The 13,857-nt window shown below is 54.8% G+C and carries 14 protein-coding genes and 1 tRNA gene; 5 read left to right on the top strand and 10 right to left on the bottom strand.

The window, feature by feature from the left end; genetic code table 11:
- From tig to gatC, 5 genes are all read right to left on the bottom strand, one after another.
- Window positions 1-1,225: trigger factor (tig, locus tag ACKVOS_RS07185; protein WP_409211332.1), on the bottom strand; the 1,225-nt coding region annotated here is incomplete at its 3' end.
- A gap of 91 nt (window positions 1,226-1,316) precedes the next feature.
- A tRNA-Leu gene (locus ACKVOS_RS07180) sits at window positions 1,317-1,401 on the bottom strand.
- A gap of 163 nt (window positions 1,402-1,564) precedes the next feature.
- Complete coding sequence (gene gatB, locus ACKVOS_RS07175; RefSeq protein ID WP_409211331.1) at window positions 1,565-3,037, bottom strand: Asp-tRNA(Asn)/Glu-tRNA(Gln) amidotransferase subunit GatB; 1,473 nt, start codon at window positions 3,035-3,037, stop codon at window positions 1,565-1,567.
- Window positions 3,038-3,253: 216 nt separating this feature from the next.
- Window positions 3,254-4,738: an Asp-tRNA(Asn)/Glu-tRNA(Gln) amidotransferase subunit GatA gene (gene gatA, locus ACKVOS_RS07170; protein ID WP_409211330.1), complete on the bottom strand. Its 1,485-nt coding sequence runs from the start codon at window positions 4,736-4,738 to the stop codon at window positions 3,254-3,256.
- The gene (gene gatC, locus ACKVOS_RS07165; protein WP_409211329.1) at window positions 4,738-5,025 is read right to left on the bottom strand and encodes an Asp-tRNA(Asn)/Glu-tRNA(Gln) amidotransferase subunit GatC; all 288 of its coding nucleotides are present in this window, start codon (window positions 5,023-5,025) and stop codon (window positions 4,738-4,740) included. The genes gatA and gatC overlap by 1 nt, the downstream gene beginning before the upstream one ends.
- Before the next feature lie 127 nt (window positions 5,026-5,152).
- Between gatC and ACKVOS_RS07160 the strand changes: the two genes are divergently transcribed.
- From ACKVOS_RS07160 to ACKVOS_RS07145, 4 genes are read left to right on the top strand one after another with little or no spacing between them, the layout of a single operon-like run.
- A complete protein-coding gene (locus tag ACKVOS_RS07160; protein WP_409211328.1) occupies window positions 5,153-6,274 on the top strand; it encodes a DUF3089 domain-containing protein in 1,122 nt (373 codons plus the stop codon).
- A complete protein-coding gene (gene ruvX / locus ACKVOS_RS07155) occupies window positions 6,271-6,729 on the top strand; it encodes a Holliday junction resolvase RuvX (protein WP_409211327.1) in 459 nt (152 codons plus the stop codon). The genes ACKVOS_RS07160 and ruvX overlap by 4 nt, the downstream gene beginning before the upstream one ends.
- A 42-nt stretch (window positions 6,730-6,771) precedes the next feature.
- Window positions 6,772-7,767 (top strand): aspartate carbamoyltransferase catalytic subunit, encoded by a 996-nt coding sequence (locus tag ACKVOS_RS07150; RefSeq protein ID WP_409211326.1) that lies wholly within the window; start codon window positions 6,772-6,774, stop codon window positions 7,765-7,767.
- Complete coding sequence (locus ACKVOS_RS07145; RefSeq protein ID WP_409211325.1) at window positions 7,764-8,987, top strand: dihydroorotase; 1,224 nt, start codon at window positions 7,764-7,766, stop codon at window positions 8,985-8,987. Before ACKVOS_RS07150 ends, ACKVOS_RS07145 begins: the two co-directional genes overlap by 4 nt.
- A 48-nt stretch (window positions 8,988-9,035) precedes the next feature.
- Here ACKVOS_RS07145 and ACKVOS_RS07140 read toward each other — a convergent pair whose 3' ends face one another.
- Genes ACKVOS_RS07140 through ACKVOS_RS07130 form a run of 3 tightly spaced genes read right to left on the bottom strand, consistent with a single transcriptional unit; the run spans window position 9,036 to window position 11,767 of the window.
- Window positions 9,036-10,376 (bottom strand): SPOR domain-containing protein, encoded by a 1,341-nt coding sequence (locus tag ACKVOS_RS07140; protein WP_409211324.1) that lies wholly within the window; start codon window positions 10,374-10,376, stop codon window positions 9,036-9,038.
- Between the two features lie 30 nt (window positions 10,377-10,406).
- Complete coding sequence (locus ACKVOS_RS07135) at window positions 10,407-11,024, bottom strand: hypothetical protein (RefSeq protein ID WP_409211323.1); 618 nt, start codon at window positions 11,022-11,024, stop codon at window positions 10,407-10,409.
- A 23-nt stretch (window positions 11,025-11,047) separates the two neighbouring features.
- Entirely contained in the window at window positions 11,048-11,767 is a 720-nt protein-coding gene (locus ACKVOS_RS07130) for an AAA family ATPase (RefSeq protein WP_409211322.1), read from the bottom strand.
- 298 nt (window positions 11,768-12,065) lie between these two features.
- Here ACKVOS_RS07130 and ACKVOS_RS07125 point away from each other — a divergent pair, with 298 nt between their 5' ends.
- Window positions 12,066-12,956 carry an SPOR domain-containing protein gene (locus ACKVOS_RS07125; RefSeq protein WP_409211321.1) on the top strand — a complete coding sequence of 297 codons (891 nt, stop codon included), beginning with the start codon at window positions 12,066-12,068 and terminating at the stop codon, window positions 12,954-12,956.
- A gap of 13 nt (window positions 12,957-12,969) precedes the next feature.
- On the opposite strand, the gene ACKVOS_RS07120 is transcribed toward ACKVOS_RS07125, so the two are convergent.
- Complete coding sequence (locus tag ACKVOS_RS07120) at window positions 12,970-13,497, bottom strand: hypothetical protein (protein WP_409211320.1); 528 nt, start codon at window positions 13,495-13,497, stop codon at window positions 12,970-12,972.
- On the bottom strand, window positions 13,494-13,853 hold the full coding sequence (hisI, locus tag ACKVOS_RS07115; protein WP_409211319.1) for a phosphoribosyl-AMP cyclohydrolase: 360 nt from the start codon (window positions 13,851-13,853) through the stop codon (window positions 13,494-13,496). The genes ACKVOS_RS07120 and hisI overlap by 4 nt, the downstream gene beginning before the upstream one ends.
- Window positions 13,854-13,857: the final 4 nt, after the last annotated feature.

Below are 13,857 nucleotides of genomic sequence, written 5' to 3'. Positions count from 1 at the left end.
GTGCCCGCAGCTGCGCGGCTGCCATCGGGTTTTCCTGCAGATATTGTACGAAACGCTGACGGTCTTCGGGGCGATATTGCTGGGCAGCTTGCTGGACCAGCATGTTCATTTCCTGATTGCTGACTTCGACGCCATTTGCCTGACCGATTTCGGACAGCAACAGGCCCAGACGCACGCGGCGGACGGCGATGTCGCGATAATCTGCGCGCTCGGCTTCCATTTCTTTCTTGGCCGCTTCAGGATCTTCCTCGCGTGCGGCCTCTTGTTCCAACTGCGCCCAGATCTGTTCGAATTCGGCTTCCACCATCGATGGCGGAACTTCGAAATCATGTCCGGCGGCCAGATGATCCAGCAACTGGCGCTTCATATATGTGCGGGTCAGGCCGTTATGTTCCTGCTCCACCTGGACTTTCATCAATTCACGCAGCTTGTCGATGCCTTCCAGACCGAACATCTTGGCTAGATTGTCATCGGCTTTCGCTTCAACCGGCTTGCGGACTTCAGCGACAACGATGTCAAACGTCGCTGCTTTGCCCTTCAGGTTCTCGGCGTTGTAATCTTCGGGGAAGGTTACATTGATGAGCTTTTCGTCATTGGCTTTCACGCCGACGAGCTGGTCTTCAAAACCGGGGATCAGTTGACCCGAACCGAGTTCGACCGCCATGCCTTCGCCTTTGCCGCCTTCGAATGGTACACCGTCGACCTTGCCTTCAAAATCGATGACAACGCTATCGCCCAATTTGGCGGCGTATTTCTTATCCACAGCTTCAAAGCTCTTCTGGCCAGCAGCAAGCTTCAGAATCGATTCGTCGACTGCGGCGTCGCTGACTTCGACCGTCAGGCGCTCAAGCGTGATGCCATCAATCGAAGGCGCTGAAATAGCAGGCAGCACTTCAAGATGGAAATCTACAACGGCATCCTTACCGGGCGCATAATCATTATCGAGATGGACATGCGGCTGCGTTGCAGGGCGCAACTTGTTTTCGGCAATCGCCTGCTGCACGCCTTCTTGAATCGAACTGTTCAGTGCATCCTGAAGCAGCGAATCCTTATGCATCTTTTTGACCAGATTGGCCGGAACCTTTCCAGCGCGAAAACCGGGCATCCGCACCTGCGGCGCGATTTTTTTCACCTCGGCATCAATGCGCGATTCGACATCCTTCGCGGTAATCGTCATCCGATATGCGCGCTTCAGGCCTTCATTCTGTGTCTCGACGGTCTGCATGTTATCTTCTCTATCTGGACAAGCATTAGGCCTGCCTTAAACTGTTAAATGGCTTTCGGGTTCAACAACAGCTTGGGAAAATCCCATTTCGTGGTGCGGGCGAAGGGACTCGAACCCCCACACCTTGCGATGCCAGAACCTAAATCTGGTGCGTCTACCAATTCCGCCACGCCCGCTTACGAAAAGCTGCCGTTTCACAAACGACGGGAGCCTCTAACGGGAAAGGTGTCCAAGGGCAAGTGCCAAGCGGCCCGTTGCGGCTTTTGGCCGTTAAACCCCTATTGAACCCGTCAACTCACCTAAGTTAGGCGCTAGATAAATCGATGAAAGCAATGTTATTTAATCAAGTGCCTTCTTCAACAGTTCGTTGATAACCTGCGGGTTGGCTTTGCCCTGCATCGCCTTCATCGTCTGGCCAACGAAGAAGCCGAACAGCTTGTCTTTACCCGAACGATATTCCGCGACTTTGTCTTCGTTCGCCGCCATGATTTTGGCGATTTCAGCTTCTATGGCACCGGTATCGTTTGTCTGTTTCAGGCCGCGCTCTTCCACGATAGTGGCAGCGCCCTGCCCCGTTTCGAGCATGATTTCAAAGACCTGCTTGGCGATGCTGCCGCTGATTGTACCATCTGCGACCAGACCCAATAATTCCGCAGCCTGCGCTGGATTAACAGGGCTTTCGTCCAATGTTTTACCCAGCTTGTTGAGCGCACCGAACAGTTCGGACATTAGCCAATTCGAACCCTGCTTTGCGTCAACGCCCTGTGCGAGCAAATCTTCAAACCAGAATGCCGTCTCCGCCTCTGCGGTCAAAACGGCCGCATTATAAGCGGTTAGCCCCATCTCCTCATAGCGTTTACGCTTCGCATCAGGCAGTTCGGGCAAGCTTTCTCGGCACTCTTCCAGAAACGCATCGTCCAGCTCGACCGGCAACAGGTCCGGGTCGGGGAAATAGCGGTAATCATGCGCGTCTTCCTTGGAGCGCATGGACCGTGTTTCCATTTTATTGGGGTCAAAAAGCCGCGTTTCCTGCACGACAGCGCCGCCGCTTTCGATCAGGTCGACCTGACGCTGCGCCTCATATTCGATCGCCTGCATCATGAAGCGGATCGAGTTCACATTCTTCGTTTCGGTTCGCGTGCCGAGTTCACCGCCCGGCTTGCGCACCGACACGTTGACGTCGGCGCGCATCGAGCCCTGCTCCATATTGCCGTCGCACGATCCCACATAGCGCAGGATCGACCGCAGTTTTTTGAGATAGGCCCCCGCCTCTTGCGGTGAACTCATATCAGGCCGCGAGACGATTTCCATCAGCGCGACGCCCGAACGGTTGAGGTCGACAAAGGACATGGTCGGGTGCTGGTCGTGCATCAACTTGCCCGCATCCTGCTCAACATGGATCCGCTCGATCCCGATTTTCTTCGTCGGGCTATCGGGATCCTTCTCGTTCAGCGTCACCTCAATTTCGCCCTCACCCACGATGGGGTGGTAAAGCTGCGAAATCTGGTAGCCCTGCGGCAAGTCAGCATAGAAATAGTTTTTGCGGTCAAAACGCGACCAGCGGTTAATCTGCGCGTTAATCGCCATGCCGGTACGGACAGCCTGCCGCAGGCATTCGCGGTTCGGCACGGGCAGCATGCCCGGCATCGCTGCGTCGACTAACGACACATGGCTGTTGGGCTCACCACCAAAAGCCGCAGACGCACCAGAAAAGAGCTTGGAGTTCGATGTGACCTGCGCGTGGACCTCAAGGCCAATCACGACCTCCCACTCACCGGTGTTTCCTTGGATACGGTATGTTGATTCAGTCATTTGCTTTCCGCCTAAAAACTAACCAGTTGCGAATTCTTACGATAACGTAGGCCCACGAACACAGGTTTACTATCGACTGTAGCGTCACCATCACGAAGCCCCCATCGATTGACGACTTCAAAACTGCAATATCTAATGCTGCAAGCAGCAAAGCCAAAATAGTTGCTATCGCGAAGGGTTTCCGAAAGTACCATCGTTTTAATGGCGCTTTCTTGATTACCACCACTCCTTAGCTTCCGCCGTAAATCTGGAACGTTCTTCGATTGCCAGACCCGCATTCAGCACGGCTTGCTCGTCGAGCGCCTTGCCGATGATTTGCAAGCCTAATGGAAGGCCGTCTTTGCTGAGCCCGCCAGGAACCGACATGGCGGGAAGACCTGCCAAGGATGCCGGTACGGCAAAAACATCGTTCAGATACATCGACAACGGATCGCTCGTCTTTTCGCCGAGCCCGAACGCAGCGCTCGGCGCGGTCGGGGCGAGGATTAGGTCGCAGCTCGCCCATGCCTGCTCAAAGTCGCGGGCGATCAGCGCACGAACCTTCTGTGCCTGTGTATAATAAGCGTCGTAGAACCCTGCAGACAGCACATAGGTGCCGATCATGATGCGGCGGCGGACTTCTTCGCCGAAACCGGCGGCACGGGTCGCGGCATACATGTCCTGAAGGCCCGAACCATCTGGCAGATCGCGCAGGCCGAAGCGAACACCGTCATAGCGCGCCAGATTGGACGATGCTTCTGCAGGAGCGATGATATAATAGGCCGGCAAAGCATATTTGGTGTGCGGCAGGCTGATGTCGACGACTTCCGCGCCGGCGTCTTTTAGCCACGCAATGCCATTGTCCCACATGGCGGCGATGTCTTCATCGATGCCGTCGAGGCGATATTCACGGGGAATACCGATCCGTTTGCCCTTCAAATCGCTGTTCAAGCCAGCTTCCCATGCGGGTACGGGCAAATCGAGCGAAGTTGAATCTTTGGGATCAAATCCCGCCATCGCCTCCAGCATGATGGCGCAATCGCGCACATCGCGTGCCATCGGGCCCGCCTGATCAAGCGAGCTTGCAAAGGCAACAATACCCCAGCGTGAGCAGCGGCCGTAGGTGGGTTTGATCCCGCTAATGCCTGTGAACGCCGCAGGCTGGCGAATTGAGCCGCCGGTGTCGGTTCCGGTTGCCGCCGGGCACAAACGGGCGGCGATGGCGGAGGATGATCCCCCCGAGGAACCTCCTGGCGCCAATGCCGCGTTGCCACCGTCGTTGCGACGCCAGGGCGAAATGACATTGCCGAAATAGCTCGTCTCGTTTGACGATCCCATGGCGAACTGGTCAAGATTGAGCTTGCCCAGCATCCCGGCGCCCGCTTTCCACAGATTGGCGGATACCGTCGATTCGTAGGTAGGCACAAAGCCTTCGAGAATGTGGCTTGCGGCTGTGGTCTGCACACCTTCCGTGCAGAACAGGTCCTTCATTCCAATCGGCACGCCCGCCATTTTGCCCAAAGGTTTGCCTGCTGCGCGATCAGCATCGACGGTGGCGGCCGCATCAAGCGCCTTTTCCGGCGTTTCTACGATGAAGGCGTTTAGCGCCTTGGCATTGGCGACGCGTGTGTTGAGAGCTTCGGCGACCTCTGCGGCTTTGAACTCGCCGTTAGCTACGCCATCGCGGATGGCGGCAACGCCCATTCTAGAAAAGTCGGTCATTATTCAATCACCTTCGGCACGCCAAAAAAGCTGCCTTCACGAGCAGGAGCGTTGGCAAGGACCTTTTCGCGCACATCGCCATCGGTTACGACGTCATCGCGCAAGCGCAGCGCGTTGGGGATGACGGCGGTCATCGGCTCTACGCCGGTCACGTCCACCTCACCCAATTGCTCCACCCAGGCCAGAATGCCATTGAGCTCGCCGACCATCTTGTCAGCCTCTGCATCGCTGATCGCGATGCGCGAAAGCCGTGCGATTTTATTCACGGTATCTTTATCTACAGACATGGTGCCGCCGCTAGCATTGCCGATGGCTCGCTTCAACGGAAAAGCTGTTCTTGTAAGGTCGCATTCAAAATTGCGATGCTATTTTTTGCAAATCCGCTAAACGCGCAGAAAATTAGAGGTTCTAAAATTGGCTCGCAAATTCCTATATCTCTTCGCCTGCCTCATCGTTCTGGTCATCGCCGGTGGCTTTGTACTGCGTATTTACCAGGACGAATTGACCGATTTCGCGATTGGCCAGCTTGAACCAACGGTAAAGTTCGAAAAACAGGCGGCGCTGGCAACCAATGTTTATGACGACCCCGCTATGTGGTTTTCGAAAGCAGGGCAAAAAGACAATAATCCGACGCTTTGGGAACCAACGGGCGCGCCCGAGGCGATGGCGCCCGGTTCTGCGTCGATTTTCTTTATCCACCCCACGTCATTCGTGGCCTCTACCCATTGGAACGCCCCGCTTGATGATCTCGAATCACAGGCGCGGGCGCGTCTCTTCCTGCGCGGCTTAGCCACTCCATTTGCCGCAGCCGGAGAAATATGGGCCCCGCGTTACCGTCAGGCCGGCCTTGGCGCTTTCCTGACGACCAAGCCCGAAGGGGCACAGGCTTTGAATGACGCTTATCAGGACATCTTGCTTGCCTTCGACCATTTCGCAAAGAACGTCCAAAAGGACCGTCCGATCATATTGGCCGGACATAGCCAAGGCGCGCTGCATTTGACGCATTTGTTGAAGGACCGGATCGCCGGCAAACCTATCGCGAGACGTATTGTCGCGGCCTATGTTGTAGGCTGGCCGGTTTCCATCACCGCCGATATCCCAGAAATGGGCCTTCCGGTCTGTACATCGCCGGACGACACGGGCTGCATCATGGGGTGGGAAAGCTTTGCCGAGCCTGCCAAATATGGCAAAATCCTTGAACTCTATAACGCCACCACGGGCTTTAACGGCGAATCGCGCAAAGATACTGTGATTTTATGCACGAACCCGTTGAACGGCGGTGCCGCAGCGGAAGCACTGGCGGTGGCCAATCTGGGAACTTTGAAACCCTCCGGCGATATGAGCACCGGGGAATTGATTCCCACCACCGTCCCTGCCCGCTGCGATGAAAAAGGGTTTCTGCTCATTGGTGATCCTGTGGACATGGGCCCATTTGTGTTGCCCGGAAACAATTACCATGTGTATGATTACCCCTTGTTCTGGGCCAATGTCCGTGCTGATGCGCTTTGGCGCACGCAGAAGTTTCTGGCCAAATGATATTCGAAAATGCTTTGGAATTTCGGGACATTTTACCTGGAGGCGGGGTCCTGATCGGGCTTGATGTGGGCAGCAAGACCATCGGCACCGCCTTTTGCGACGCCGACTGGACGTTCGCCTCGCCCGCTGACCTTATTAAACGCAGCAAATTTTCGAAGGACAAAATCGCGCTGGCCGCCGCTATCGCGACACGCCCCACCAAGGGAATCGTCATCGGCCTGCCCCTGAACATGGACGGCAGTGAAGGTCCCCGCAGCCAATCAAGCCGCGCCTTTGCCCGCAATATTGCTGATATGGGCTTTCCCATCCTTTTGCGCGACGAACGCTGGTCAACACAGGCGGTCGAACGCGATATGATCGCCGCAGACATGAGCCGCGCCAAAAGATCCGAGAAAATCGACAGCGGCGCAGCGGCATTTATTTTGCAGGGGGCCATCGACGCGCTGACGTCGTGAAGCTTGCTAATTGCCTGCTTTCAATCTAAGAGCATCGCTTTAATGACATGGACACGTAATTTTGCTGCCGACAGTTTTCCAGCTGGGTCGGATGCCTTTCAACACAAGCACTTGCTTGGCATATCCGGCCTTCAAAAATGGGAAATTCTCTATATTTTGAAAGAGGCCGAACATTGGGTCGCCCTCAATCGTTCCGGCCCTGCAAAGCATGACGACCGATTGTCTGGCATGACGATCATCAATGCCTTTTTTGAAAATTCCACCCGCACGCTGCTCTCATTCGAAATTGCAGGCAAAAGATTGGGTGCAGATGTCGTCAACATGCACGCAGCGCAGTCCAGCGTAAAAAAGGGGGAGACGCTGATTGATACAGCGATGACGCTCAACGCCATGCGCGCGGACGCGATTGTAATACGTCACGCCAGTTCGGGAGCGGTGCAACTGATTTCAGGCAAAGTGGACTGCCCTGTCTTGAATGCAGGGGACGGCAGCCACGAACACCCCACACAGGCATTGCTCGATGCATTGACGATCATGCGGCGCAAGGGTGCCGTTGAAGGCCAGACTGTAGTTATATGTGGTGATGTCCTGCACAGCAGGGTTGCCCGATCCAATCTGTTCTGCCTCAAAAGCTTGGGAGCCGACGTGCGGGTCGTCGCCCCGCCTGCCCTGTTGCCGCACGGCATCGCGGCCTTTGGGGCGCAAACCTACAGTAATTTTGATGACGCGCTTCCGGGCGCCGATGTCGTCATGATGTTGCGTCTACAAAATGAACGTATGCAAGGCGATTTCATCCCTTCGCCCCGCGAATATTATCATCTATTTGGACTCGATGAACGTCGGCTCGCATTGGCAAAACCTGACGCATTGGTGATGCACCCTGGACCTATGAACCGTGGCGTAGAAATTGCCAGCAATGTTGCCGACCATATCGAACGGTCGGCCATCACCGAGCAGGTTGAAATGGGCGTTGCCGTCCGCATGGCCTGCCTTGATATCCTTACGCGCAAATCGCGCGGAGTGGAAGGTTGGGTATGACCTTTATTAACATTATCAACGGTCACGTTCTGCTTCCGGGTACCGACAAAGCCGAAGCGATGTCACTTCAAATCCATGACGGAAAAATCATTTCCGTTGACGCGTCAGCCAATGATGCTGTGGAAATAGAAGCGCGCGACCTGTTAATTGCACCGGGAATTATCGATTTTGGTGTTTTTAAAACCGACAAGCCGGCGTTCCGCTTTGGCGGGATTACCCGTGCGGCCCTGATGCCCGATCAGTCACCGGTTCACGACGACCCGGCAACCATCCGGTACGCGGCATTAAAGGGTAAGCCAGACCTTTGGGTGCACCCGCTCGCAGCAGCAACGCAAGGACTGACGGGATCGAAATTGGCCGAGATCGCCCTGATGAAAGAGGCTGGAGCTTTGGGCGTCGCGACGGGTCGAAAATGGATCAGCGACAGCGGAACCATGCTTCGGATCATGCGATATTGCGCCGCATTGAATTTACCAGTGATCGTCCACAGTGAAGACAGTGGGCTGGCCGGTAATGCCGTTGCAACCGAAAGCGAAACTGCGAGTTTGTTGGGTCTTTCCAGCGCCCCGCCTCTCACCGAAGCCCTTGCCATTGCACGCGATCTATTGCTCGCGGAAGAAAGCGGCGCCCATGTGCATTTCCGGCAAGTAACGACAGCGCGCGGCCTTGATCTTATCCGCGAAGGCAAATCCAAGGGCTTACGGATCAGCTGCGGAATTACACCGGGTCATCTTTTTCTTTCAAACATTGCCATTTTCGATTTCCGGACATTTGCGCGTCTTTCGCCGCCATTGCGAGACGAGGCCGACAGGCTGGCATGCATTGCCGCTGTTGCCGATGGTACCATCGACGTCATTGCTTCAGGGCATGACCCGCGCGGTCCGGAAGACAAGCGCCTTCCATTTTCCGAAGCCGAACCAGGAATGGCAGGTGCGGAAACACTTTTGGCTCTCACGCTGAATTTGGTTCGCGACAATATTATCACCACCGGCCGACTTTTTGAGCTTTTAGCCACCAATCCCGGCCGGATTCTTGGGCTGAAGGCTGGTGAAATCAAAGTGGGTTTTGAGGCCGATCTGATTTTGGTGGACCCCTTCGCACCTTGGCAGGTGGACAGTAACCGGATGACGGCGCTGGCGGGCAACACACCATTTGACAAAATCCCGGTCCAAGGCAGGGTTCGCCAAATGTTAAAAGGCGGCAAGGTCGTATCGGCATAACGCCGGACCCGCCGCCTTCCTGACATCTAGGGTCAGGACCTAAGTCTTTTATCGTGCGGCAATCCGTTTTCCGGCGGCTTTTGCCATCCGAACCGGTTTGTCGGCAGCGGTGTTACGGACAAGACATGAGCCGCCCTGTGATTTGATCTGTATGCATGCTGCATTGGCCGCCGAGCCACTCGCAAAACCCATGGCCGCGAGGCGCACCAGTTTTTTGCCATTTACCGTGACCGTCGAGCTGGCCGAATTCTTGCCACTCAACGCCTTGTAATTTCGGCTATATTTGTTCCATGCGGCAGCCGCATTTTCAGTGCTTGAAAATGCACCGAGTTGCACCAGAAACGTCGAAGTGATTGCTTTGGACTTGGGTGCCGGAACATCCGCCAAAGCCAGCTTTACCGGCAGTACCGGAGCAACGGTTTTTGCAGGGCCTTCCTGCGCTTTTATCAATTCTGCATCAGCCATTTTGGCTATCGGTGCGGGTTCCATCATTTGTACGGCCTGCTCGACAGCGGCAAAGCCGATGCTATCCGCAACGGGCGCGGGGCCAATGGCCGCAAGTTCTACTTGGGGAGCCTCGGCTGCGACGTCTAAGGGTGCCATTGGCGCTTCGACCTGAGCGAGCCCTGGAGTAGCAGTGGTATTCAGAGCCAGTCGAACAGGCTGACCTGTATCGGCCATGTTCGGGCGCACTTTAAGAAGACCGGCAACACGTAATGTGTAAGCTTCAGGACGCGCAAACTGCGCCCATTCGGCAATACGGTCATTAACCGCTGTTTGGGCCATATCTTGCGAGGCCATAACGCGTGCGTCACGCCAGCGCCCGTCAAGTGCATAGGCCAGAGCAAGGTTTTGGCGTGTCCGGGCGGTTGCTCCGTCGAAACGGATTGCATCGGTCAAAATATTGATGGCTTCCGCCGAACGTCCGGCAAGCGCCAAGGTTAAGCCATAGTCGCTAACCGGGACGATTGAACGGTTGGCTTCGACAAGCATAACCGCCGAATCGACATTCCCCTGGGCAATGCGGGACAAAGCAAGACTGACGACCGTGCGCGGATCAACCTGCCCCAATTCCATCACATCCATCAATGTCCGTTCAGCGGAGACAAAACGTCCCTGTGCCATATATATACGTGCCAAAAGCCCGCGATAATCGCGATTTTGCAAATCGGCTTCGACGGCCAGTTCTGCAAAAGTCAGCGCGCGATCAGCCTTGCCCTTTGCAAGCGCGCTTTCCGCCTTTTTCGCCCATCCATAAGCTTTTTCGGGTCCAGCCTTTTTGGCGGAGACCTTTTCAGTGCTACCGAAACCGGCAGTCGACGTTGTCATCGCTGGAACCGCTACAAAAGCAGTTGATAGTGCGAGCTTTACAACAAAATTGCTATTCATGGTATCACCTCAAAAAAGCGCAACTCGGGTTCAATGTTTTTTCGTCGGAACATTTGCGGCTAGATGTCCGATTTCAGGCATGGATTCGAGAAACGCGTCGAGCGCATCTGTCACCAGATTTTGTGCAGATTGATGCCGTACCGCACATGCCAAACGCAGTTTCAGGTGGCGTTCGCCATCAAGACGCAATGTGAACGCAGCCTTTTCTTTCAAGCCCGGCTTTGAACGTGCCCGCGACCGGGGCGCATCTGTTTTGCCACGCCGTGCAATTGGTTGAACCTGGGGTTCCGGCGTCATGCTGACAATTGTAAGAGCGGATTCAATCTCGGGCTCTTCACCACCAAGGCTTTCAAAGCCTGCATCTTTTCCAGAATCAAATTCGCCAAAGATGCGCTCTTGCTGATTTTTGACCTCGGGAACGGCACCGGCAAGCATGTTTTGCCCGTGGAAGCCGTGATCATAATCCATCGGCGTATTAGGATCCGGATCGACATCATAACCCATGTCGTTCCAGCCGAGGTCATCTTGCGACAACGCCGCGTTTCCGTTGCTACCCAACATCGAAGGCCGACGCATAGCTGGCCGTGCCAGCCCCTTGCGCGCCAGCAAAATCCCGGAAAGTGATGCAATTGGTTTTGGTTCGCCCATTTTAGTTGCCCCTCATTCTTCGCTTAACCAACAACCCGGCGGCCAAAACCGCCCATTGGTCTTGCAGTGGCAACTTGCGGATTGGCCGCGGCGGCGGGCGCGCTGAATACAGTGCGTCGGAAATTCTTTTCCAGTCGATCGGAAATATAAGCCCAGAGCTGGATCACTTCTTGGGACGAGCGGCCATTTGGATCGATTTCCATCACGGTACGCCCATCTATCATCGACGCCGCAAAATCGGTGCGATGATGCAGCGTGATCGGGGCAACGGTTCCGTGCTGGGAAAGCGCGACAGCGGCTTCGGAGGTAATTTTCGCTTTCGGCGTTGCGGCATTTACAACGAAAATCAATGGCTTACCGGCACGTTCGCACAGATCGACTGTAGCGCCTACAGCGCGCAAGTCATGCGGACTTGGACGGGTTGGAACCACGATCAATTCCGAAACGGAGATAACGCTCTGAATAGCCATTGTAATTGCAGGCGGCGTATCGATGACTGCCAGCTTAAAACCCTGTTGCCGGAGCACTGCCAAATCCGCCGCAAGGCGGGCGACGGTGGTTTGTGCAAAAGCGGGAAGTTCAGCTTCACGTTCATTCCACCAGTCGGCCAGAGACCCCTGCGGATCGATGTCGATCAATACGACTGGCCCGGCACCGGCGAGTTGTGCCTGAACTGCCAAGTGACCAGAAAGCGTGGTTTTGCCCGACCCGCCCTTCTGTGATGCTAATGCGAGAACCCTCACATCATTCCCCTTTGTAAATGTTTCAAATGGGGATGTGACAGAACAGGGCTAAAAATCCGTTAACGCTGCGGGGGAATTCGCCTGTTGAATATTGGCTGGCATCGCAAAATACTTAATCTATATATCGGCGTCAGCGCTTGTGGATTGGCATAATGTCCTGGTTAACAAATTAAGCGGATATATTTACCATTTTCACATTTGTACGATATGAGCCGAAAAAATGAAGTCGTGGAGGAAAGAAATGAAGTTAGGGTCGCACCTTTCGAAGATTACCATTGCCGCCTTGGCGCTTACAATAATGTCTCAACCGGCCGCAGCCGACGTCAAGGAAGGTGTCGAAGCTTGGAGCCGAGGTGAATATGACGCGGCCGTCAAACAATGGCGTGATCCTGCGCTTAAAGGCGATCCCGACGCGCAATTTAATATGGGTCAGGCATACAAAACCGGGCGCGGTGTTCCTACCGACCTTAATGTAGCGCTGGAATGGTATAAAAAAGCTGCAGCGCAAGGCCATCTGAAAGCAGCGGACAGTTATGGCCATCTGCTTCATTATCAGGGCAAAATTGTTGACGCTTTGCCAATTTTGCAAGCATCATCCGACCGCGGTGATCCGCGCGCAAGATATTTACTGGCGACCGAACTTTTTAACGGCACCCATGTCGGCAAGGACTGGGTGCGCGCTTATGCCTTGATGTCTCTGGCTTCATCGTCAGGTATGACACCTGCGTCGGAAAGTTTGGCGCAAATGGACAAATATATTCCGCTTGAGCAGCGGCAGGCCGCCTCTGTTCTTGCAGGAAGCATCGAACAACGCAGCAGCCGTGCTGCGTCGGCTGCAGGCTTCCCTATCAACACAACACCGCCTGTAAAAACGGCTACGCAAGTTGCTGTGCCCCCGTCATCCGGCGAACAAGCAGCGCCGGTAAAGTCTGCGTCCGCAGTTCCGTCATCCGTCGTCAGCCCATGGCGAATTCAACTTGGTGCATTTGGAGAAGATGCGAACGCCAAGAAATTATGGGCTTCGTTAAAGAACGGACGTCCTGACATGGCGGCACTCCAGCCTTTATATAAAGCCACCGGAAAAATAACAAAACTTCAGGCCGGCCCTTTTGCGAGCAAATCCGCTGCGGATGCGATGTGCACGAAATTGAAAGCAGCGGGTCAGGCGTGTCTTGTGGTTCCTGCTTAGGCCGCAACCCGGGCTAATCACATAACCTTTCTATCTTGCGGCCCAATGTTCCGCGCGCAGCGTCATTTCCGGGTTGAACCATGAAATAATGGGTGCCGGACAAACTCGCTTTGTCGGAGCAATATGCCGAACATTCGCGCCCGACAACACCGGGGAAGCGCAGTTCAATGCCGTCATAGCGCGCATTGAAAGCGCATTTTCCCTTGTCCGCCAGTTCTACGCGGACATTTTCGCCGTCAATCGATGCAGTACCGGTACCTTCGCATTTACTTTCGGCCCCGAAAACGGCCAGAAATCCAATCCTGTAGCTATTCGATCCGTTTGCGACAGCACAGAATTTGTCGGTCCCTAACTCGCTACGGGTTTCATAACGGCCGGCAAACTCCACGTCCTTGGGATCCGGCAAAATGCCGGCAGACACGGCTTGCAAATCCAATGCGTCACCCGCATTGGACGATTCTTTAGGTCCAATAGAACTGTTTTCGGTGCATGCAAGCAACAGCAAGGCAGTAATGGCCGAAAAGAAAACCGGAATTTTCAAATTCGTTTCAACTTTCCGTTTTCGATTTGCCGGTAAAAGCAACTGCGCTCGCCCGTATGGCATGTTGGGCCTTGAGGCTCGGCGATTATCCAGATTGCATCTTGGTCGCAATCAATCCGCATTTCCACAATCCGCAAGATGTGCCCGCTGGATTCACCTTTTTTCCATAATCGCTGCCGACTGCGCGAAAAGAAGACGACGGTTCCCGTTTCCTGACTTTTTGCCAGCGACGCGGCATTCATGTGCCCCACCATCAAAACGCAACCATCTGTTGAATCGGTAACAACCGCAGTCAACAGACCATTGGCATCAAATTTCGGATCGAGCATGAGCCCTGTTTCGCTTATTTCAGTCATGCCA

It is taken from the genome of Sphingorhabdus sp., from assembly GCF_046154385.1.
Classification (GTDB): domain Bacteria; phylum Pseudomonadota; class Alphaproteobacteria; order Sphingomonadales; family Sphingomonadaceae; genus Sphingorhabdus_B.
The sequence above is the reverse complement of the archived record's forward strand: the minus strand, read 5'-3'. Positions and strand labels throughout refer to the sequence as shown.